We start from the raw sequence: 20,261 nt of genomic DNA on the forward strand, positions 1-20,261 counted from the left end.
GATCGTCCGTCTCGTCATCCAGTCCTGGTGCACACCTGGTCAGTGGGAGGGCGGGGAGACACGACAGTGGACACCGTCGAGACGGGCCGCACCCACGACCACACCGGACCCGAGGGCGTCGCTGCGGCTTGGAGCGGCTGCACTTCGACCGGCCGCTTCAGCGCATTCAATGACTGAGGATCACCGGCCGCATAGGTGGCCGCTGACGTCACACCACAGCCGCCGGTAGCCGTACACCGCCGATGATCGGCGGCCAGCTGCACCGTTGCTGACCAGCACGAACGCTAACCGCAGCACACGGCGGCAGACATGACTCTCGTCCACTGGGTTCGGGGTTCGAGTCCCTGACGGCGCACTCTTTCCGCAGGTCACAGACGTGCGGAGCGATCTTCAAGGTGACTCCAGATCATTCCCGGGCACGCTTACTCAGATGGATCGTGCAGCTGGAGATCGTTTCAGCGCCGCCAACGACCGCGCGCGGGCCCGCTCGTCGGTGTCTGCCGCGTTTCCCCAACGCGGAGGGCACGAGACCTCGTTCCCTGCGCCGTACCGCCACGTCGAACCCGTGGTGAGAGCTGAGGCGGGGGCTCCCTCAGTGCGCCTCGGACCTCAGTCAGGATCGGCGTCCGCTACGGCGCATCGGCGTTCTCGTCCGTCGAGCGGGTCGAGGCGGCCGTGAGCACCAGGGCACGAACGAGCTCGAGGGTCGCTCGGCCGAGGGCCGGCGAACCCGCATCGGATCCGAGTCGAGTCACGTCGGCGTTGACCCGCTGTACGTGATCCGTCACGAGGTCTCGTAACGGGCTCGCCGCCAGCTGGTGTCCGGCGCGACGGACGAGCTCCACCGGCAGCCCGAGGGCGTCCAGCGGGATACCGAGCGACGTGGCGCCGCCGTCCCCGTGCCACTGGTAGTCGTAGGCCGAGGTGTGATCGATCAGGAACAGCTCTCCGGGCTGGAGCATTCGTTGCCGCTGGTGCTGGAGGAGCACGCCGGGTCGGCGCCCCTGCACGGCGACGGCGACGACCTCCGGTGCGGACCTGGCCTGCCGCCTACTCTGGACCATGCGCAGCCCGGAGCCCGCATAGGTGAAAGCCGAGACGGCACCGAGTGCTTCCGCCTCGAGCCGAGCGTGCACGGAGGTGTCGACGCGCTCGTGGTGCAGCGTGCAATGGAGGTCGAGCTCGCCGATCAGGCCGGCGATCGCGTCGACCCGCTCGTCGGCGGCCACGTGAGAGGTGTCCCACCGCATCATTGCCCCCTCCCGGCGGCCCACCAGGCTCACGGTGGTGGCCGGACACGATGCTAGAGCGGTCCGGTCCCGCGCCCGGCTGATCGCGACGAATCGTGCAGGTTCAGCACGGGATGGACGGCGGCCGCTCCCCCAGCTCGGCGCCACTGCGCCGGGGGCATGCCGTAGGCGGCTCGGAACCGCCGGCTGAAGTGCGTGGGGTCGGGGAAGCCCCAACGCCGGGCCGTGGCGGCCACCGTGGTCGCAGCGCTCGGCCCGGTCGCCTCCAACTCGCGGCGCGCGCCTTCGAGGCGTTCGTGCATGACCCACTCCATGACGCTCGTTCCCCGGGTGGACCAGACGTTGTAGAGCGTTCGCACCGAGATGTGGTGGGTCCGTGCGATGAGTTCCGGGGACAGGTGGCTGTCCGCGAGGTGCTGCCTGATGTAGGCCTCGATCCGGGTGGCGAGGGTCTCGTGCAGGACGCCCCGCGCGGTCCGGTCCTCGGCGGCGGAGACCAGCAACCCGCGGACCAGCTCGACGGTCGACTCGGCCACCGCGGTGGCGGCCGTCCCCTCGGCGGTGGTCTCGGCGCATCGGTCGACCTGGACGAGGTGGTGGCGCACGAGGTCGTACATCGGGCTGGTCCGCAGCCGGTGCATCGCTCGCCGCCCCAGGTCGACGCCGACACCCAGGTCCCGGTACGCGATGTAGGTCGCGAGCGACGCAAGGCCCGTGTCCGACTCGTAGGTCCCCGTCAGGTCCGCCACCACCAAGTCGCCCGCTGTTGTCACCTGGTCACGGCCGCCCTGTCGATGCACGGATCGTCCCCGCAGCTGGACGATGAGTGACAGGACCTCGGGGGCTTCCTGGCGCACGTGGCGGGCGGTGCGCCGTAGCCGCACCGCCCGACCGTCGTTGCGCAGAGCGCTGACAGGACCGAGCTGCCAGACGTCCATGCGGGTGTCGGCCCCGTCCGGCCCCAGCAACGACACGTCGGTCGGCACGCTCATGTGTTCGATGACGGCGCGGGTCGCGTCGTCACGCTCGACGGCGGGAACCGCAGCGGTGTTCAGCAGCAGAGTCATCGGCGATGGACCATTCGAGGCACGCACAGGATCGAGGATTCGGCCGCGGGCGGGGCGACTCACGGTACGTAGTCGAAACCGCCGGGATCAAGCTCCGCACCGAACCGATGTCGACGACTCGCGGGGCGTCCTGTCACGCGCTGCTGCCCGTGCGCAGGACGCGGGTGAGGAAGCCCGTGGCCTGGGTGATCGCGCCCTCGGCGCCGTGGGTCTCGCGCAGGGCATTCAGCATGACGAAGTCGTGGATGACGCCGAGGTAGCGCGTGGCGGTGACGGGCACCCCGGCGGCGCGCAGCTTGGCGGCGTAGGCCTCGCCCTCGTCGCGCAGGACGTCGGCCTCGGCGGTGATGACCAGCGTCTCGGGCAGCCCGGTGACCTGCTCGGTGCTCGCCCGCAGCGGCGAGGCGGTGATCTCGGCGCGCTGGTCGGCGTCGGTCGTGTACTGGTCCCAGAACCAGCGCATGCCCTCGCGCTGCAGGAAGTAGCCGGTGGCGAACTGCTCGTAGGAGCCGGTGTCGAAGGCGGCGTCGGTGACCGGGTAGAAGAGCAGCTGGCCGACCAAGGAGACGTCGCCGCGCTGCTTGGCGAGCAGCGCCAGCGCGGTGGCCATGTTGCCGCCGACGGAGTCGCCGGCCACGGCGATGCGCTCGGCGTCCAAGCCTTTCGCGGCGCCGTCGGTCATCACCCATCGAGCCGCGGTGTAGGCCTGCTCGAGGGCGGTCGGGTAGCGGGCTTCCGGCGAGCGGTCGTACTCGGGGAACACCACCGCGGCTCGGGCGCCGACGGCGAGCTCGCGGACCAGACGGTCGTGGGTCGCGGCGTCGCCGAAGACCCAGCCGGCGCCGTGGACGTAGAGGACCACCGGGAGCACACCGCTCGCCGCGGCCGGGCGCACGATACGGACCGCCACGCTGCCGGTGGGGCCTCCCTCGAGGGTGAGCCACTCGTCGTCGACGTCGGGCTTGGCGATCTCGCCCGACTGCACGTCGTCGACGGCGGCGCGGCCGTCAGCGGGTGGCAGTTCGAACAGGAACGGGGGCTCGGCGGTGGCCTCAGTGAACGCCAGGGCAGCGGGCTCGAGGACGGGAACCGGCGGGAGGACCCGATGGGGCGTGCTCATGGTGACTCCAGGTCGACGGGCTGCTTCGAGCGAAGGCGGGTGATGACGCGTCACGGGCGGCGCACTGTTGGAGGGCCCGGGTGAAGCAATTCAGTGAGGTCGCTCAAACGAACCGCTGGACGAAGGTCAGGGCGGTCTCGGCGACCTCAGGCCAGCCGTGGTCGATGGTCAGCGAGTGGCCTCGGTCGGGCATCTCGGCGATCTCGGTGGTGGCGGGGTTCTCCGCGTACTGTTGGTACGCCGCATGCGCGAGTGCCCACGGGATCGTGTGGTCCTTCTCCCCGGAGATGATCAGCAACGGACCACGGTCGGGGTTGTCGACGTCGACGGCGGCCTCGGTGCGCGGGTTGAGGTTCGACGCCGCGGACTGCCACAGCGGCAGGCCGGGGGCGGGTACGGCAAACTCCTCGTGGAGCGCCTTCGCCTCGTCCTCGTCGACAGCGTTGGCGAAGGCGTAGCGGAACTGGTCGTAGGTCAGCGGCACCGCACGGTGGCGGCTCGTCGGGTGCCCGAGGATGGGGCTGCCCGAGCGCAGCGCCGAGATCGGCAGGGGGAGCACGCCGCGGAAGGGCGCGGGATCGATGGCGACCGTGGCGGCGGAGAGGCCCTTGCCGGCGAGGATCTGGACGAACAGCCCGCCGAAGGAGTGCCCGATCACCGCCGGCGGGTGGTCGAGCATCTCGATCAGCGCCGTGTAGTGCTCGACGACCTCGCCGATGCTCTTGTCCGCGAGCACCTCGGGATGCTCGTTGGCCTCGGTCACTGTCTCGGGATCGCCAGGCCAGCCCGGGGCGATCGGCGCGTACCCGGCGTCGCGGAACACCGCCAGCCACCGGTCCCAGCTCGAGGGCAGCAACCACAGCCCGTGAACGAACACCACCGGCCGCCGCCCCGTGGCGTTGGCCTTCTCCACCAATGCACGGTCGTGCTCCATCAGCTCCGTGTCCATCCGGGCCTCCCCGTGCTCGTCGGTGGGCCCAGCGTGATTGGTTCCGTTCCCGGGAGGGATGGATCAGCGTGCAGAGGTCTTGGCCGCCCGCGCGGAGTCCCGACCACCCGGCATGTTGAGCGCGCTGACCGCCATCCGCTGAGGACGCCACACGTCGTCATGCGGCCGCCCCTCTCAGCGAGCGCTCCGGTCGACGTCGGTACCGGACGCGCCGAGCGACCACGACATCCCGCGACCCGCTGCGCACCAACGCGGAGCAGATCGTCGCCTGGCACGGTGGGTGACGATCCGTGGCCGAGTCGACGACGTGCGCCGGTCAATAATGCCGGTCAGCAGCCTCGGAGCGGGCGAACCGTCAAGCCCGAGCACTCGAGCTTGACCCGCAGCCGCCGCCGGGGCCGCACGCCTCACCCTGCGCGGGTGGTCCCACCGAGACGGCGTTGATCACAAGCTTGTGGCTGGCGCGCTCGGCGCCGACGGGTCCACCCGCGAGGCGAGGAGCTGCTGGATGAGCGACGACACGAGGGGCCGGCAGCTGTTGCCGATCCCCGACGCCCAGCACGTCGGGGTGACGACCTACGACGCGAAGGACCCGGACACGTCGTTCCCGCCGATCACGCCGCTGCGTCCGCCGAAGGGGGCTCCGAACGTCCTGGTGGTGCTGCTCGACGACGCCGGGTTCGGGTCGTCGTCGACGTTCGGTGGACCGATCGACACCCCGAACTTCGACCGTCTCGCGCGGGGAGGGCTGCGCTACACCCGGTTCCACACCACGGCACTGTGCTCGCCGACCCGGCAGGCTCTGCTGACCGGTCGCAACCACCACTCGGTGGGGATGGGTGGCATCACGGAGATCGCCACGTCTGCTCCCGGTTACAGCTCGGTGCGGCCCAAGGACAAGGCGCCGTTGGCGGAGGTCCTGAAGCTCAACGGCTACTCGACGGCCCAGTTCGGCAAGTGCCACGAGGTACCGGTGTGGGAGACCAGTCCCCTCGGCCCCTTCGACGCGTGGCCGACCGGAGGCGGCGGTTTCGAGCACTTCTACGGCTTCATCGGCGCCGAGACCAACCAGTACGCCCCCGCGATCTACCGCGACACCGTCCCGGTCGAGCCGGACCGGACGCCGGAGGAGGGCTACCACTTCACCGAGGACATGACGGACCGGGCGATCGAGTGGATCTCGCAGCAGAAGGCGCTGACGCCGGACAAGCCGTTCTTCACCTACTTCGCGCCGGGCGCCACGCACGCGCCCCATCACGTACCCGCGGAGTGGTCGGACCGCTACGCCGGTCGGTTCGACGCGGGCTGGGACGCGTTGCGCGACGAGACCGTCGCCCGGCAACGCGCCCTCGGCATCATCCCGGGCGACGCGGAGCTGACCGCGAGGCCGGCCGAGATCCCGGCCTGGGACCAGATGCCCGATGACCTCAAGCCCGTCCTGGCCCGGGAGATGGAGGTCTACGCCGGCTTCCTCGAGCACACCGACCACCACGTGGGGCGGCTCGTCGACGCCCTGGCCGAGCTCGGCGTCCTGGACGACACGCTGGTCTACGTCATCATCGGGGACAACGGGGCGTCGGCCGAGGGCACGCTGACCGGGACGTTCAACGAGGCGATCACCCTGAACGGCGCGAGTGCGCTGGAGACCGTGGAGTTCCTGACCAGCCGGATCCACGAGTTCGGGACCCCGGCGGCGAACAACCACTACGCCGTCGGCTGGGCCCACGCCATGAACTCCCCGTACCAGTGGACCAAGCAGGTCGCCTCGCACTGGGGCGGAACACGCAACGGCACGATCGTGCACTGGCCGGCCGGCATCAGCGCCCAGGGCGAGATGCGCAGGCAGTTCGCCCACGTCATCGACGTGGCGCCGACCGTCCTCGAGGCCGCACACCTGCCGGCCCCGACAGCCGTGCACGGGATCCAGCAGGCGCCCCTCGAGGGCGTCAGCATGCTCTACGCCTTCGACGACCCGTCCGCCGCCGAACGCCACACCACGCAGTACTTCGAGATCTTCGTGAACCGGGGCATCTACCACCAGGGCTGGACCGCCGTCACCCGCCACTCGACACCGTGGCTGTCCGGCGAAGCCCTGCCGGCCCTGGACGACGACGTCTGGGAGCTCTACGCGCCCGACGACTGGACGCAGTCCCGCGACGTGGCCGCCGACCATCCCGAGCGGTTGCGTCACCTGCAGCGGCTGTTCCTCATCGAGGCCGCCAAGTACAACGTGCTCCCGCTGGACGACCGCAAGTTCGAGAGGTTCAACTCCGACCTCGCCGGTCGCCCCCAGCTCATCACCGGCAACACCCAGGTCCTGTTCGGCGGCATGGGCCGCCTCTCGGAGAACAGCGTCATCAACCTCAAGAACAAGTCCTTCGCCGTCACCGCCGACGTCTCGGTGCCCGACGCCGGAGCGAACGGCGTCATCGTGGCGCAGGGAGGCCGCTTCGGCGGCTGGTCGCTCTACCTCCACGAGCATCGGCCGGCCTTCTGCTACAACCTCTACGGCGTGCAGCAGCACAAGATCCACGCCGACACCGAGGTCCCGGCCGGAGACCACCAGGTGCGCATGGAGTTCGACTACGACGGCGGCGGACTCGCGAAGGGCGGCTCCGTCACCCTCTACGTCGACGGCGACCCGGTCGGCCGCGGCCGCGTCGACGCCACCCAGCCGATGATCTTCTCCGGGGACGAGACCACCGACGTCGGCCGCGACTGCGCCACCCCCGTCAGCGACGACTACACCTTCGACGCTGGCAGGTTCAGTGGTCGGGTTCACCGCGTCCACCTCAGCATCGGGGACGACGCCCACGACGCCGACCACCTCATCACCCCGGAAGAGCGCTACCGGGTCGCCGTCGGCATCCAGTAGAGGCCTGGTCGACCCCGTCGGCTCCGTGCTCAGTCGTCGGCGCCGGCGGGGTCCCGGCTCTCGTCGAGAGCCAGCTCGGCACTCAGGAGGGCCGAGAGCACGAGGAGCAGGCCGAGGACGACGAGCCACGACACCAGGACGACCGCGACGCCCAGCAGGCCGTACTTCGCGGCCTCCCGTGTCATCGCCACGGGCAGCAAGCGGCGCGACACGACGACGACCACGGCCTGACCGACGCCGGTCAGGACGGCCCCGGGCAGCAGGGCCCGCCACGGGACGCGGGTTCCGAGCAGGAGCCGTTGGACCGGCCACCACAGCAGGGTCGCCGTGCCCGCGTGGACTCCCAGCTCGACGACGGGGTGGGCGCCGGTCCGGGGCAGGACCGCCGCCAGGAGGATCACGCCGGCGAAACCGCTGATGAGCGCCGCCGCGGCGAGCAGCCCCTGGCCCACACCGCTCAGGCCGGTGGAGGGGAGGCGCCACGCCGCGAGGTAGGTCCTCTGCAGTGCCCGGGTGAAGCCCAGCAACGACACCACGAGCAGCACGGAGCCGACGACGGCGGACGTCGGACCGGCCGACGACTGCTCGACGGGCATCGCCCACGTGGCCGGCGCGTCCGCGGGCAGCCCCAGACCGGTGTTCAGCGCCGCCTCGCCGGTCCGCAGGGCACCGGGGGGAGCGAGGGTGGACACGACCACGACCGCCGGGACCAGTCCCACGAACGCCTGGGCCGACAGCGCCAGCGCCCGGTCGTAGCCGTGGATGGCGATCATGCGCCGGAACACGCGCAGGGGCAGGTCCTCCCGGTGCCGCTCGAGGAGGTGCCCGACCCCGGCGACGCAGCCGGCAACGCCTCGGCGGAGGCTCCCGCGGGCGGGCTGCGGGCCTGCCGGGCTCAGATCCGTGCCCGGCGACCGAGGAGGAGACCGATCAGGGCGCCGACGGGAAGCATGGCGGCGAGCGCGGCCCACATCCCGGTGAACCACGACGTCCCCGGTGTGCTCGTCGGTCTCGGCGTCGCCATGACCTGCACGCTAGGCGGCCGGGACCTGCTGAAGATCGCCCCCGACGGGTGACTCAAGGACGCGCCCCGCACGCCTGTTTCGAGCAGCTTCGCCCCGCATCCCGCTCCCGCGCGATCGATCCGCCGGTCGGCGGGCGGCCGATCACCTGGCGTGGATGAGGGTGGCGCCGCGCGGGGCGCGCACGGTGTCCACCTCGGAAGGATCCGGGGAGGCGTCGAGGAGGAACGATGACCGAGCAGCAGGTCCCGCTGAGGGAAGGCGCAGCGGTACCCCATCAGCGCACGAACGACGGGCGGCCGAGGACGGCGTCCTCGTCGGGCGGTACGGGTTGGCTCCGCTTCGGCGGCGTGGTGATGACCGTCATCGGCGCCTTCGCGGTGCTCGAGGGCTTCGTCGCCCTCTTCTCGCCGACGTACTTCGTCGCCGTGAACCAGACGGTGCTGGCCGTGGACTTCACGGGGTGGGGCTGGATCCACCTCCTGCTCGGTGTCCTCGTCCTGGCCACCGGACTGAGCTTGCTCGGCAGCGCACCGCCCTGGGCTCGCGGAGTCGGGATCGGCCTGGTCGCGATCAACATGGTCGTCCAGATGGCGTTCCTGTCGGCGTACCCGATCTGGTCGATCATCGTGATCGCGCTGGACGTGCTCGTCCTCTACGCCCTCGTGGTGACGAGCGATGCGGACGTGCGAGGCGCGCGAGCGTGACCCGGTGATGGTGGAGGCCCCGCCCGGCTGTTGGTGCCGGGCGGGGCCTTCCCCGCTCCCGAGCGGCGTCGAGACGTCGCTCCGGGCGAGCTACTGACGAGCGATGGCGATGCGGAGCCTCTCGTCCGGGTCGAGGTAGTGGTCGTCGTCGCCGAGGTCGAGCTGCACCCAGTGGAGGCGGCCCGTGAACCGGCTCGTGGCGGCCGTGTAGTCGGGACTCACCGGGGTGCCGCTCTCGTAGCCGACGTCGGTGGTCTCGTCCGCCGAGAAGATGGCGGGCTGCGTGACGTCGACCCGGCCGGAGCCGACCCGCGTGCCGTCGTGGTAGAGGGTCACGTCCCCGCCCTTGGCGAGGCCGCCGCCGTCGTAGGCGAACTCCATCCGCAGTTGGTGGCGGCCCTCGGGGAGCGGGACGTCGGCGAGAGTCGTGAAGTGCTGGATGCCGAGCACGTTGTAGCAGAACGCGGCGCACCCCTCCGTGGCGTAGAGCGCCCAGCCCCCGAACCGTCCGCCCTGCGCGATCACGACGCCCGCAGCACCGCGAGCGGGCACCTCGAGCTCGGCGGTCACCGTGAACGACTTGTTCTTGATGCTGACCACGCTGTTCTCGGAAAGCCGGCCCATGCCTGGGAAGAACAGCTGTGATCGGCCCTGCACGAGGGTGGGCCGCCCTGCCATGGACGGCTCGATGCGCTCGCTCGTGCGGTCGTCGAGCGGCAGCACGCCGTACTTGGTGGCCTCGATGAGCCACAGGCGCTGGAGCCCGGCGAGGATCTCTGGCTTCTCCTCGGCGAGGTCGTGGGCCTGGCTGTAGTCGCTTCCGCCGTCGTAGAGCTCCCACACGTCCTCGTCGAACGGAGGCACCCGACCGCCCATCATGATCCACGGGGTGCGGTGCTTGGTCACCGCGCTCCACCCCCGGTGGTAGATACCGCGGTTGCCGAACATCTCGAAGTACTGCAGGTCATGGCGCTCCGGCGCGGCGGCGTCGTCGAAGCTGTAGAGCATGCTCGTCCCCTCCATCGGGGACTGCTGGACGCCGTTGACCATCGTCGGCTCGGGCAGTCCGGCCGCCTCGAGCACGGTGGGGGCGAGGTCGATGACGTGGGTGAACTGGGAGCGCAGCCCGCCGTGCCCGCCGATCCCCCGGGGCCACTGCACGATGGTCCCGTTGCGGGTGCCACCCCAGTGCGAGGCCACCTGCTTGGTCCACTGGAACGGCGCGCACATCGCCCACGCCCAGCCCACCGAGTAGTGGTTGTAGGACTCCGGCCCGCCGAGCTCATCGAGCTTCGAGCGCAAGAACTCGGTCGTCTCGAGCGCGGCCATCCCGTTGAAGTTGGCCATCTCGTTGAAGGCGCCGTTCATGGTGCCCTCGGCGGACGCGCCGTTGTCGCCGATGATGTAGTAGATCAGCGTGTCGTCGGTGATCCCCAGCTCGTCGAGGGTATCGACGAGGCGGCCGACCTGGTGGTCGGTGTGCTCCAGGAACCCGGCGTAGACCTCCATCTGACGGGCGAGGACGGGCTTGAGGTCGTCGGGCATGTCGTCCCAGGACGAGATCTCGTCGTGGCGCGCCGGGAGGTCCGCGTCGGCGGGAACGAGGCCGGCCTCCTTCTGGCGGGTGAAGGTGCGCTCGCGCGCGGCGTCCCAACCGTCGTCGAACTCCCCGGCGTACCGATCGGCCCACTCCTTCGGCACGTGGTGGGGCGCGTGGGTCGCGCCCGGCGCGAAGTAGACGAAGAATGGCCGATCCGGCATGAGCGCCTTCTGCTGGCGCATCCAGGCATTCGCCCGGTCCGCGAGGTCCTCGGTGAGGTGGTAGCCCTCCTCCGCCGTCGCCGGCGGCTCCACCGGGGTCGTCCCCTCGTACAGCGCAGGTTCCCACTGGTTGTTCTCGCCGCCGATGAACCCGTAGAACGTCTCGAAGCCGCCACCGCCCGTGGGCCAGGCGTCGAACGGCCCCATGGGGGACGTCTGCCAGACCGGGACCTCGTGACACTTCCCGAATTGGGCAGTCGAGTAGCCGTTGAGCTTCAGGGTCATCGGCAGCGGCGCCTTCGTGTTCGGGCGCAGCGAGCAGTAGCCCGGGGACGACGTCGCGGTCTCGGTGATGCTGCCCATCCCCACCGAGTGGTGATTCCGACCGGTCAGCAGCGCCTGGCGCGTCGGCGCGCACAGCGCGGTCGTGTGGAATCGGTTGTACCGCAGTCCGCCGGCGGCGAGCCGCTCCGCGGTCGGGGTGCGGCACGGCCCGCCGAAGGCGCTGGAGGCCCCGAAACCGACGTCGTCGAGCAGCACCACCAGCACGTTCGGCGCACCCCTGGGCGGGAGCAGCGGCTCGATGGGCGGGAACGTCGTGTCCGGATCCTTCGCGTCGTAGGTCGTGAGGCCCGGCGCCGGGCGGTCGGGAATGGGCAACATCGCACGCGCATGGCGGTCTGGCGAGCTCATCGTCACGTCTCCCTGGGTCCCGGGCGGGTCGTCGACCCGACCCTCGTGGACCGTCGCCCGGGTCCACCCCCAGAACGTCATCCCACGCGGGTGAACAAACACGTTCCCGGACCAGGGACTGAACCCGGAAAGGGTGATCACCCTGCGTGGGCGATGTGCCCAGCCGTGGGTGGTCGCACCGTCGGATCGTGACCACAGCGCTGGGGGCGTGAGTCACGCCGACGGCCTGCACGTCCCTTCCCGATATCGGCTTCGTCTTGTCTGCGTGCTCGACGTCGTCACGACGCAGGAGGAGCTGACCCGATGATGCCCGCAGGTCTCGCCGCGACCCCGCAGCGGCGATCGATCGAGCCTCCCGCCCCTCACCGGGCTGGCTCGCGATGACCGCACCCGATGCACCGTCACGCGTGCGGCTCGTGCTGGTCCTGACGCGAGCGCTGGTCGTCGCCGTTCTGATCGTGGTCCTGTACTACGTGCTGCCCCTGCGCACTTCGGTCGACCTCGGCACGGTCATCCGTCTCGCCGTCGGCCTCGTGGCGCTGGGCCTACTGGTCGCCTGGCAGCTCCGGGGGATCGCCCGGTCCCCGTACCCGGCGTTGCGGGCGATCGAGACCCTCGCGGTGGTCATCCCCTTGTTCCTGCTGCTGTTCGCAGCGGCCTACACCCTGATGTCCCAAGCGCAACCGGCGTCCTTCAGCGAGGAGATGTCGCGGACCGACGCGGTGTACTTCAGCGTGACCGTGTTCGCCACCGTGGGGTTCGGCGACATCTCGCCCGTCTCGGATCCAGCTCGGGTCGTGGTGACCATCCAGATGATCGCCGACCTGCTCGTGCTCGGGTTCGTGCTGCAGGCGGTGGTCGACGCCGTGAGCCGCGGCCGAGCGCGCCTCAACGAATCACGACCGACGTGAGTGCCGCGCCGGGACGCGTCAATGCTGCCTGAATCGCTCAGGCGGCAGAGCCGCCGGCGGGCGCCGGTGACCGCGACGAGTTCTGCGGTGAAGGACGGGAGGGACGCCTTGTCACCCGCTCCGGATGACGTCGGCCCCGGCCGTTCGACTCGTGGTGCTGGGGCACGGTCAGGACGAGTTGTCCAAGGAGCACCCATGTCGGCTCGGACCACGCCCGGAGGACTCGCCCCGAGGACGTCCCCGCAGTGGGGATGGGTCGCCGCCTCCGGAGTCATCGGCATCCTCATCGGCGTCCTGGCCCTGTTCTTCCCCGGTGTCACGATCCTGGCGGCGGCCGTCTTCCTCGGGATCGGCCTCGTCGTCCAGGGCATCGTCGAGATCACCGCCGCGATCCGCGGCGGAACGGGAGCGACCGGTCGTGGATGGCTCGTCGCGTTCGGCGTGCTCGCCCTCGTCGCCGGCGTCCTGGTCCTGTTCGTGCCCGGCACCGGTGTGCTGGTGCTGGTCTGGGGCCTCATCCTGTGGTTCGCCGTCGCGGGTGTGAACGACCTCGTCGCTGCGGCCTCGACGCGGGAGCACCGGGGCTGGAACATCGCGATGAGGATCATCAGCCTGATCCGGCGCTGGTCCTGCTGTTCTCGCCCGGAACGGCCGTCGGAGTGCTCGCCCTGTTCATCTCGCTCGGCCTCATCCTGCGCGGCGGCGCCGCACTCGGCCTGGCGATGGCCATGCGACGCAGCGCTCGCTGAGCGGGCCGCGAGTAGTCATCTCGCCCGGGTGATGTGGGTGCTCGTCGGAGCGCCTTGACTCGAGCGAGCTGAGCCCAGCGGGTTCGCCGAGAAGTCGGGCGGCTGTGACGGGCCCACCCGCTAGCAGCTGGAGCCGCGATGTCCGCCGTTGACGATCTGACCGAGCTCGTCGAACGCGCCGGGGCGGCGGAACGGGCTGCGCTCGCGTCGAAGTGGAAGGAACGGTCCGACGTCGAGGTCCTGCAGCGCAAGGTCCGGCACGCGATCGATGAGCAGCGAGACGCGGAACGGCGAGCGAGCACGGGTGCGGCACTCACCGGCCGGTGGGCCCGGCTCCGGGACGCCCTTCTCCTCAGCGATCCCGTGGCGCCGGCACCGGCTGTCGGCGGCGCGGCGCCGGTGCGGGTGGGTCACGACGAAGCTGCGCACGCCGAAGCCGACGCCGTGGCCGCGGTGACGGTCGCGCGGCTGGCCCTGTTGGAGGCTCATCTGGCGGTCCTCGACGCGCGCCTCGCCCGTCTCGATGCGGGCGAGGCGGAGCCGGAAGCGGCCGCGGTCGACGGCCACGTCCCCCTGCAGGGCCGCAACGCGGTCGCCCGCCACGGGCCGGCTTTGGCCCACGGGCTGGGCGGCGAGATCCGCTACATGCTGGCGCGCAAGCCCCGCTCGATCCTCACGAGCCTCGCCGTCGGGCTGGCCCTGGGCCTGGGCTACCTCGGCTTCATCCGCGTCTTCCAGTGGGACCGGGGCCAGCCGTACCTGCCCTACCTCGGCCTGTTGGCGATCTCGTTCGTCATCGGCGGCTCGGTCTGCCTCAACGCGATGAGCTTCGACGCCATGCGGGTCCGCGCCGCCCTCGACAGCGGCGCCCGGCTCTGGCACCTCCTCGTGGTCAAGAACCTCGCCCTCTTCTGCCTGGTCACCCCGATCGGCTTCCTGCTCAGCGGCCTGCTCGCCTGGCGGGCCGGAGACCTCGGAGCGTTCTTCAAGGCCTGCGCGCTGATGATCTGCTTGATCGTCCTGTGGCTGGGCGTGGGCAACATCCTGTCAGTGGTCGTGCCGATCCGCGACGAGCCGATCAGGAACCGCAGGAGGTCCGGCACCCTCAAGCCGTTCCTCGTCGCCTTCACCGTCGCCTACCTGGTCGGCTACCTGGTCAACATCATGCTGCTCCTGCGGGTGTTCGCGGCCCAGGAACTGGCCCAGCGGATGGGCAGTGTGGTCCTCCCGGCGATCCTCATCGTGCTCAGCAGCATCGGCATGTGGATCCTGCTGACCATCTTCGCGGTCGCCCTGTCCCAACAGCCGAAAATCCGTCGCGCCCTGATGAGGGAGCTCGCCGACTACAGCTCCAACGCCGAAGCACGAGCGCTCGCCCGGGAAGCCGAGCAGGCCTCGGCGACCGCCGCCGCCGTCGGGCCGGTGAACCGGATGGCTTCCCCATCGGCGAGGAGTGGGTCGGGCTCCCCGGAGTAGCGGAGGGGCGCGACTGCCGCCCGAGAGCCCGGAGGAGATCTACCAGCACGCCGACCATCTCCGAGCCACACGTGACTCCAGATCGATCCGGGCACGCTTACTCCAGCCGATCATGCTGCTGGAGATCGCAGACGGGCAGCGACTGACAGACCACGTGACGGTTCCCCGACGACGCGTCCACCGCACCTGCCCGTCTGCCTCGCCCACGACCTGAGCGGCGCGAAGCACGAGGCGCAGGGCCGCCCGCTCGCGGCATTCGGCTTGTCAACGCGTCGGTCACGTTGTGGCTGAGGCGGCCGAGCGGACGGAGTCTCGCTCGGAGCGTTGAGCATGAAGAGCGCCGCAATCGGGCACAGCCGCACCCCATCTCGACGATCCAAGGCGGGCGCGGTCTTCAGGTTCGCTGCAGGTGGACCGTCCAGGATCACGGCCGCCGGATGGGACTGAGCTGCGTCCCGTCGCACCCGACACCGCTGGAGGAGCTGCCCGCATGCGCACGAAGGTCTTGATGGCGACGACGGCGATGGCGTCCGTCGTCCTGCTCGCCGGCTGCAGCTCCGGGTCGGGCGGGGGGCCGGGCGGGCAGCAGGTCACCGCGGTCAACCTGAACACCAACGGTGCGAGCCCGGGTGGGGCGAACACGGCAGAGGTGGCCACCGCGGTCAACGCGTTCCTGGCAACGCTGGACCCCGCGAAGCGCGACCGGGTCGAGTACGGGTTCACCGAGAACCAGGCACGGCAGACCTGGTCGAACTTCCCGGCGACCGCCGTGCCGCGCATGGGCATCGTGCTCGCCGACCTGACCCCCGACCAGCTCAACGCCGCCTACGCGGCCCTGCGGGTCGCCCAGAGCGCCGACGGGGCCCAGCAGGACACGAACATCCAGCGCTCCGACGACTACCTGGCGAGCCTCGGCGGCCAGGGCGCGGACGGGTTCGGGGCGCTGAAGGACTACTACATCGCCGTCTACGGCACCCCCTCGACCACGCAGCCGTTCATGCTCCAGTTCGGCGGGCACCACCTGGCCCGCAACCTCACCTATAACGGTGACAGGGTCAGCCAGACACCCCAGTTCGTCGGCACCGAACCGACGTCGTTCGTTGTCAACGGCGAGACCGTGGAGCCCGTCAGGGCCGAAGCGACGGCCATGTTCGGCCTCATGGCCGGACTCACGCCCGAGCAGCGCACCGGCGCCCAGTTCACCTCGGGGACCTTTGACGACCTGCTCATGGGCCCGGGCCAGGACTCGGGCAACTTCCCCGCCCCCGAGGGGCTCCCGGTCTCCCAGCTCGACGACACCCAGAAGCAGGCCGTGATGGCGGCGATCCAGGCCTACGCCGGCGACCTCAACTCAGAAGCCGCCACGAGGCTCGTGGACAAGTACCGCTCCGAGCTCGACCAGACCCGCATCGGGTGGTCGAACGCCACCGGCCCGACCGACGAGAGCAGCTACATCCGCATCGACGGCCCCAGCGTGTGGATCGAGTTCATCAACACCCGCAGCATGAGCACCCCCGACATCCACTACCACTCGGTCTACCGGGACAAGACCAACGACTACGGCAGCACCAAGCCGAGCTGACCCGTGCGCCACGCCGTCCCGCGGTCTCCCCGTCGCGGGTCGCCCCTGTCCCGGGCGACCCGCGCGGTGACCCTCCTCGCGGCCTGCCTGATGGCCGGCGTTGCGCTGGTGCTGGTCCCTGCCAGCGCCTCGGCGCACCCGCTGAGCACCACCGCGGTCCTGCTCGACCTCGGGCCCGACCGGGTCACCGGTCAGGTCCAGCTCCCCCTCGACCGGCTGGCCATCGCCCTGGGCCAACCTGGCCTGACCCCAACCGTCGCCGCGCAGCCCGCGAAGCTCGACGAGCTCCGCACGTACGTCGGCGCCCACCTCACGGCCACCGACGCGCCCACCAACACGCCGTGGTCGGTGTCGGTAGGCAACAGCAGACTTGGATCCGTCGACGGCGTCGACCACCTCCTGGTCGACGCGGTCTTCACCCCGCCGAACCCCGGGGCGGACCTGACGGTGCGCTACGACGGGATCGTCCACCGGCTCGTCTCCCACCGCATCCTCGTCTCCGCCCGACCGGCCGGGACCGACGACGAGTACACCGCGGTCGGGGTCCTCGACTGGCGGTCCCAGACCCTCGACGTCCCGGTCCAGGCGTCGCTGTGGCAGGGCTTCGTCGCCGCGGTCGGGCTCGGTGTGCACCACATCGCCGAGGGCGCGGACCACCTGCTGTTCCTGCTGATGCTGCTGCTCCCTGCCCCGCTGCTCGCCCGACGGGGCCGGTGGGTGCGCGCCGACGACCTGGGCCGCCAGGTCCGGCGCACCGTCCACGTGGTGACGGCCTTCGCCGTCGGGCACTCGATCACCCTCGCGCTGGCCGCCCTCGGCTACATCAGCGTGCCCACGGCAGTGGTCGAGAGCCTGATCGCCGTGTCGATCCTGGTCTCCGGCGTGCACGCGATCCGGCCGATCGTGCGCGGCGGCGAGGTCTGGATCGCGGCCGGCTTCGGCCTGATGCACGGGCTGGCCTTCGCCGCGCTGCTCGGCGAGCTCGGCCTCGGCCGCAGCTCGCTGGTCACCGAGCTCCTCGGTTTCAACCTCGGCATCGAGCTCACCCAGCTCATCGTGGTCGCCCTGCTCATGCCGTCCCTGATCGTGCTCAGCCGCAGCCGCGCCTACCCGGTCGTCCGCACCACGCTGGCCGGGCTCGGCATCGTCCTGGCTGCCGGGTGGCTGGCCCAGCGCACGACGTTGCTTGACACCGACCCCTTCGAGGGCGTGTCCGACGGCCTGGTGGCCCACCCCTGGGCGCTGCCCACCGTCCTCGCGGCGGCCGCCGCCGCCGTCCTCGTCACCCAGCGCCGGCGCACCCCGACGGGGACGCCCGACAGGCCGACGGACCCGAGCAGCGCCGACGGGGTGAGCCCGTCGCGGGCGGCGCTTCGGGCTCGGTGATCGACGAGAGCTGACCGAGGCAGCCCGTCACCTCGAGGACAGGTGATCGGGGACGATCGACGAACCGGGACGCAGGCGGACAGACCGGGCGTCATCGGACACATCGACGAGGGGACGTGTGGATGACCGCCACGACCGTGGTGGGACTGACCGAGAACGAGGCGCGCGAGCAGGCCCGGGCGGGTCACGCGAACACGCCGGTCTCGGGGTCCACACGCACCACCGCCCGCATCCTGCGGACGACGGTGTTCTCGTTCTACAACAACACCCTGTTCGTCATCGGACTCGCGCTGCTGGCGCTCGGCCGTTACAGCGACGCGCTGGTCAGCGTCGGGCTCGGCATCATCAACGCGGCGCTGTCGGCGGTGCAGGAGCTGCGGGCCCGCCGTCAGCTCGACCGCCTCCAGCTGCTCGCCCGCGAGCCGGTGACTGTGCTGCGCGACGGCGCCGAGCGGGAGGTACCACCGGCCGAGATCGTGGTCGGCGACGTGTTGCGGGTCCGGGCGGGCGAGCAGATCGTCGTTGACGGGCCCGTCGTCGCGGTCACCGGGAGCGGCGCCGGGCTGGAGGTCGACGAGTCCCTGCTCACCGGCGAGTCCGTCCCGATCCCCAAGGCCGTCGGCGACCTGCTGTTCTCGGGCAGCTCGTGCTCGAGCGGCGAGGGTCTGCAGCGCGCCGAGGGCGTCGGCGCCGACAGCAACGCCGGCCGCCTCACGCTCGCCGCCCGCGCCGACACCACCACGCAGACCCCGCTGCAGTGGCGGATCGACCTGGTGGTGCGCCTGCTCATCCTCCTGGTCCTGCTGATGAGCGGCGCGATCCTGGCCCAGGCCTTGCTCGAGGGATCCACGGTGCTGCGGTTCGTGCAGACCTCGGCGGTGCTCTCGGGACTGGTTCCCTACGGACTGTTCTTCCTCATCGCCGTCGCCTACGCCGGCGGCGCCGCCCGCATCGCCGGACGCGGCGCACTGGTGCAGCAGACCAACGCCGTCGAAGCCGTCAGCCACGTCGACGTCGTCTGCACCGACAAGACCGGCACGCTGACCAGCGGCCGGCTCACCCTCACCGACGTGCAGGCGATGGACGGCGACGACGCCGAGGCCCGAGGGCTACTGGGGACCTTCGCCCGCTCGGTCGCGGCCACCAACGCCACCACCGCCGCGCTCGCCGCCGATGGGGACCTGCCCGGCGAGCCCGTCGAGGTCGTCGACGAGGTCGCTTTCCGCTCCGCGCTGCGCTGGAGCGGGATCGTGCTCGGCGGTCGGGACAGCGGCGGCACGGCACTGGTGCTCGGCGCTCCGGCCACCCTGCGTCCCGCCCTCGACGACCCCGCCGTGATCAGCGACGCCGCAGTCCGCGCGCTGACCGACCAGGGCCTCCGGGTGCTGCTACTGGCGCGCGGGACCGGCGGCCTCCGCGACGCCGAGGACCGGCCCGCACTCCCCCGTCTGCACGCGGTCGCCCTCGTCGCGCTGGCCGACGAGCTGCGTGACGGCGTCACCGACGTCGTCGCCGAGCTGGCCGCCGAGGGTGTCGCCCTCAAGGTGATCTCCGGCGACGACCCGGGCACCGTGGCCGCCCTCGCCCGCCGCGCCGGATTGGGCGGACCCGCGATCGCCGGCCCCGACCTGGCGCGACTCGCTCCTGTCGGCGCACCCACCGACACCTTCGACGAGGCCGTGGACACCCACTCGGTGTTCGGCCGGATCGCACCCGAGCAGAAGGAACAGATCGTCGACTCGCTGCGCCGGCGCGGCCACCACGTCGCCATGGTCGGCGACGGCGTCAACGACGCCCGCGCCTTGAAGCGCGCCCAGGTCGGTGTGGCCATGCGCTCGGGCAGCTCGGTGACCCGCGACGTCGCCGACATCGTCCTGCTCGACGACTCCTTCGCCGCGCTGCCCCCGGCGCGCACCGAGGGACGGCGGATCATCTCCGGCGTCGGCTCCTCGATGTACCTGTTCCTGGCCCGGGTGGTGACCCAGATGCTGGTCATCCTCACCGTCACCCTGCTCGGGCTCGGCTTTCCCTACACGCCGACCCAGGTGGGCCTGACCCTGTTCACCGTCGGCCTGCCCACCTTCTTCCTCACCCTGTGGGCCCGACCGGCCCCGCCTGAGGAAGACCTCCTGGTCTCCCTCGCCCGCTTCGTCATCCCGGTCAGCATCCTCACCGCCGGCTTCGGCACGGCCGTTTACGCCTACCTCTACGAGCAGATCAGAGGCGGCTTCACCGGCACGCCCTTCCCGCAGGCGATCGCCCTGTTCGAGCAGTACACCGGGCTCACCTACGGCGTCGATGCGAACTTCGTCGAGGCATCGGCCACCCTCGGCGCCCAGTCCGGGCTCTCGGTGTTCGTGTCGACGGCCTCGTTCGTCCTCATCCTGCTCCTGCAACCGCCCCACCGGATCTTCGCGTCGTGGACCGCAGTGACGTCCGACCGACGGCCCCTGTGGATGGCCCTCGCGCTGTTCGCGGCGTTCGTGGTGGTCCTCATCGTCCCGGTCACCCGCACCTACTTCGGGCTCACCGCCCCCGACCCCCCGGTCGTCGAGGTCCCGGGCGTGGCCATCGTCCTCTGGTTCGTCACCCTCAGCCTCGCGCTGCGCTACCGGGTGCTCGAGCGCGTGCTCGGGCTCCGAGGCAGTGAGGCACCCGGAGACCGAGTGCGAACGGCCGCAGGTGTGGAGGCGTGATGGGGGCGCCCCAGGGG

16 protein-coding genes are annotated in these 20,261 nt (G+C 71.0%); 9 read left to right on the forward strand and 7 right to left on the reverse strand.

Going from position 1 to position 20,261, the window contains the following annotated elements; genetic code table 11:
* Positions 1–629: 629 nt before the first annotated feature.
* The 4 genes from ACQPX6_RS22335 to ACQPX6_RS22350 form a co-directional block, all read right to left on the reverse strand.
* Positions 630–1,229 carry a hypothetical protein gene (locus ACQPX6_RS22335; RefSeq protein WP_433782597.1) on the reverse strand — a complete coding sequence of 200 codons (600 nt, stop codon included), beginning with the start codon at positions 1,227–1,229 and terminating at the stop codon, positions 630–632.
* A 74-nt stretch (positions 1,230–1,303) separates the two neighbouring features.
* On the reverse strand, positions 1,304–2,380 hold the full coding sequence (locus ACQPX6_RS22340; RefSeq protein WP_433782598.1) for a helix-turn-helix domain-containing protein: 1,077 nt from the start codon (positions 2,378–2,380) through the stop codon (positions 1,304–1,306).
* 70 nt (positions 2,381–2,450) lie between these two features.
* Positions 2,451–3,437 carry an alpha/beta hydrolase gene (locus tag ACQPX6_RS22345; protein ID WP_433782599.1) on the reverse strand — a complete coding sequence of 329 codons (987 nt, stop codon included), beginning with the start codon at positions 3,435–3,437 and terminating at the stop codon, positions 2,451–2,453.
* Positions 3,438–3,540: 103 nt separating this feature from the next.
* On the reverse strand, positions 3,541–4,386 hold the full coding sequence (locus tag ACQPX6_RS22350) for an alpha/beta hydrolase (protein WP_433782600.1): 846 nt from the start codon (positions 4,384–4,386) through the stop codon (positions 3,541–3,543).
* 508 nt (positions 4,387–4,894) lie between these two features.
* On the opposite strand from ACQPX6_RS22350, the gene ACQPX6_RS22355 reads away from it, so the two are divergent.
* Entirely contained in the window at positions 4,895–7,261 is a 2,367-nt protein-coding gene (locus ACQPX6_RS22355) for an arylsulfatase (RefSeq protein ID WP_433782601.1), read from the forward strand.
* A gap of 29 nt (positions 7,262–7,290) precedes the next feature.
* Here ACQPX6_RS22355 and ACQPX6_RS22360 read toward each other — a convergent pair whose 3' ends face one another.
* Positions 7,291–8,034 carry a YhjD/YihY/BrkB family envelope integrity protein gene (locus ACQPX6_RS22360; RefSeq protein WP_433782602.1) on the reverse strand — a complete coding sequence of 248 codons (744 nt, stop codon included), beginning with the start codon at positions 8,032–8,034 and terminating at the stop codon, positions 7,291–7,293.
* A gap of 177 nt (positions 8,035–8,211) precedes the next feature.
* On the opposite strand from ACQPX6_RS22360, the gene ACQPX6_RS22365 reads away from it, so the two are divergent.
* The gene (locus ACQPX6_RS22365) at positions 8,212–8,337 is read left to right on the forward strand and encodes a hypothetical protein (protein WP_433782603.1); all 126 of its coding nucleotides are present in this window, start codon (positions 8,212–8,214) and stop codon (positions 8,335–8,337) included.
* A 176-nt stretch (positions 8,338–8,513) separates the two neighbouring features.
* Complete coding sequence (locus tag ACQPX6_RS22370; RefSeq protein ID WP_433782604.1) at positions 8,514–8,990, forward strand: DUF7144 family membrane protein; 477 nt, start codon at positions 8,514–8,516, stop codon at positions 8,988–8,990.
* Positions 8,991–9,080: 90 nt separating this feature from the next.
* Here ACQPX6_RS22370 and ACQPX6_RS22375 read toward each other — a convergent pair whose 3' ends face one another.
* Entirely contained in the window at positions 9,081–11,414 is a 2,334-nt protein-coding gene (locus tag ACQPX6_RS22375) for an arylsulfatase (protein WP_433782605.1), read from the reverse strand.
* Between the two features lie 410 nt (positions 11,415–11,824).
* Between ACQPX6_RS22375 and ACQPX6_RS22380 the strand changes: the two genes are divergently transcribed.
* Together ACQPX6_RS22380 and ACQPX6_RS22385 are read left to right on the forward strand one after the other, a co-directional pair.
* A complete protein-coding gene (locus ACQPX6_RS22380; RefSeq protein ID WP_433782606.1) occupies positions 11,825–12,355 on the forward strand; it encodes a potassium channel family protein in 531 nt (176 codons plus the stop codon).
* 195 nt (positions 12,356–12,550) lie between these two features.
* Positions 12,551–13,162, forward strand: a complete 612-nt coding sequence (locus ACQPX6_RS22385) for an HdeD family acid-resistance protein (RefSeq protein WP_433782607.1) — start codon at positions 12,551–12,553, stop codon at positions 13,160–13,162.
* Between the two features lie 62 nt (positions 13,163–13,224).
* Here the strand turns inward: ACQPX6_RS22385 and ACQPX6_RS22390 are convergent, their stop codons facing one another.
* A complete protein-coding gene (locus ACQPX6_RS22390; protein WP_433782608.1) occupies positions 13,225–13,593 on the reverse strand; it encodes a hypothetical protein in 369 nt (122 codons plus the stop codon).
* Between ACQPX6_RS22390 and ACQPX6_RS22395 the strand changes: the two genes are divergently transcribed.
* The 4 genes from ACQPX6_RS22395 to ACQPX6_RS22410 all read left to right on the forward strand — a co-directional run bounded on the left by ACQPX6_RS22395 (position 13,558) and on the right by ACQPX6_RS22410 (position 20,244).
* The gene (locus tag ACQPX6_RS22395) at positions 13,558–14,580 is read left to right on the forward strand and encodes a hypothetical protein (protein ID WP_433782609.1); all 1,023 of its coding nucleotides are present in this window, start codon (positions 13,558–13,560) and stop codon (positions 14,578–14,580) included. The two genes, ACQPX6_RS22390 and ACQPX6_RS22395, sit on opposite strands and share 36 nt — an antisense overlap.
* A 490-nt stretch (positions 14,581–15,070) precedes the next feature.
* Positions 15,071–16,162 carry a DUF3500 domain-containing protein gene (locus ACQPX6_RS22400; protein WP_433782610.1) on the forward strand — a complete coding sequence of 364 codons (1,092 nt, stop codon included), beginning with the start codon at positions 15,071–15,073 and terminating at the stop codon, positions 16,160–16,162.
* 66 nt (positions 16,163–16,228) lie between these two features.
* Complete coding sequence (locus tag ACQPX6_RS22405; RefSeq protein ID WP_433782611.1) at positions 16,229–17,548, forward strand: HupE/UreJ family protein; 1,320 nt, start codon at positions 16,229–16,231, stop codon at positions 17,546–17,548.
* A gap of 122 nt (positions 17,549–17,670) precedes the next feature.
* The gene (locus tag ACQPX6_RS22410; protein WP_433782612.1) at positions 17,671–20,244 is read left to right on the forward strand and encodes an HAD-IC family P-type ATPase; all 2,574 of its coding nucleotides are present in this window, start codon (positions 17,671–17,673) and stop codon (positions 20,242–20,244) included.
* Positions 20,245–20,261 lie beyond the last annotated feature (17 nt).

The sequence above is a fragment of the Actinomycetospora sp. CA-101289 genome (assembly GCF_050955895.1).
Taxonomy (GTDB): Bacteria; Actinomycetota; Actinomycetes; order Mycobacteriales; family Pseudonocardiaceae; genus Actinomycetospora.

Bases quoted from the DNA above. Each gene is read 5' to 3' on its own strand.
- ACQPX6_RS22345 (WP_433782599.1), bottom strand. From the start codon at position 3,437: ATGAGCACGCCCCATCGGGTCCTCCCGCCGGTTCCCGTCCTCGAGCCC.
- ACQPX6_RS22350 (WP_433782600.1), bottom strand. From the start codon at position 4,386: ATGGACACGGAGCTGATGGAGCACGACCGTGCATTGGTGGAGAAGGCC.
- ACQPX6_RS22355 (WP_433782601.1), top strand. From the start codon at position 4,895: ATGAGCGACGACACGAGGGGCCGGCAGCTGTTGCCGATCCCCGACGCC.
- ACQPX6_RS22360 (WP_433782602.1), bottom strand. From the start codon at position 8,034: ATGATCGCCATCCACGGCTACGACCGGGCGCTGGCGCTGTCGGCCCAG.
- ACQPX6_RS22365 (WP_433782603.1), top strand. From the start codon at position 8,212: ATGGCGGCGAGCGCGGCCCACATCCCGGTGAACCACGACGTCCCCGGT.
- ACQPX6_RS22370 (WP_433782604.1), top strand. From the start codon at position 8,514: ATGACCGAGCAGCAGGTCCCGCTGAGGGAAGGCGCAGCGGTACCCCAT.
- ACQPX6_RS22375 (WP_433782605.1), bottom strand. From the start codon at position 11,414: ATGTTGCCCATTCCCGACCGCCCGGCGCCGGGCCTCACGACCTACGAC.
- ACQPX6_RS22380 (WP_433782606.1), top strand. From the start codon at position 11,825: ATGACCGCACCCGATGCACCGTCACGCGTGCGGCTCGTGCTGGTCCTG.
- ACQPX6_RS22385 (WP_433782607.1), top strand. From the start codon at position 12,551: ATGTCGGCTCGGACCACGCCCGGAGGACTCGCCCCGAGGACGTCCCCG.
- ACQPX6_RS22390 (WP_433782608.1), bottom strand. From the start codon at position 13,593: ATGAGCCTCCAACAGGGCCAGCCGCGCGACCGTCACCGCGGCCACGGC.
- ACQPX6_RS22400 (WP_433782610.1), top strand. From the start codon at position 15,071: ATGCGCACGAAGGTCTTGATGGCGACGACGGCGATGGCGTCCGTCGTC.
- ACQPX6_RS22410 (WP_433782612.1), top strand. From the start codon at position 17,671: ATGACCGCCACGACCGTGGTGGGACTGACCGAGAACGAGGCGCGCGAG.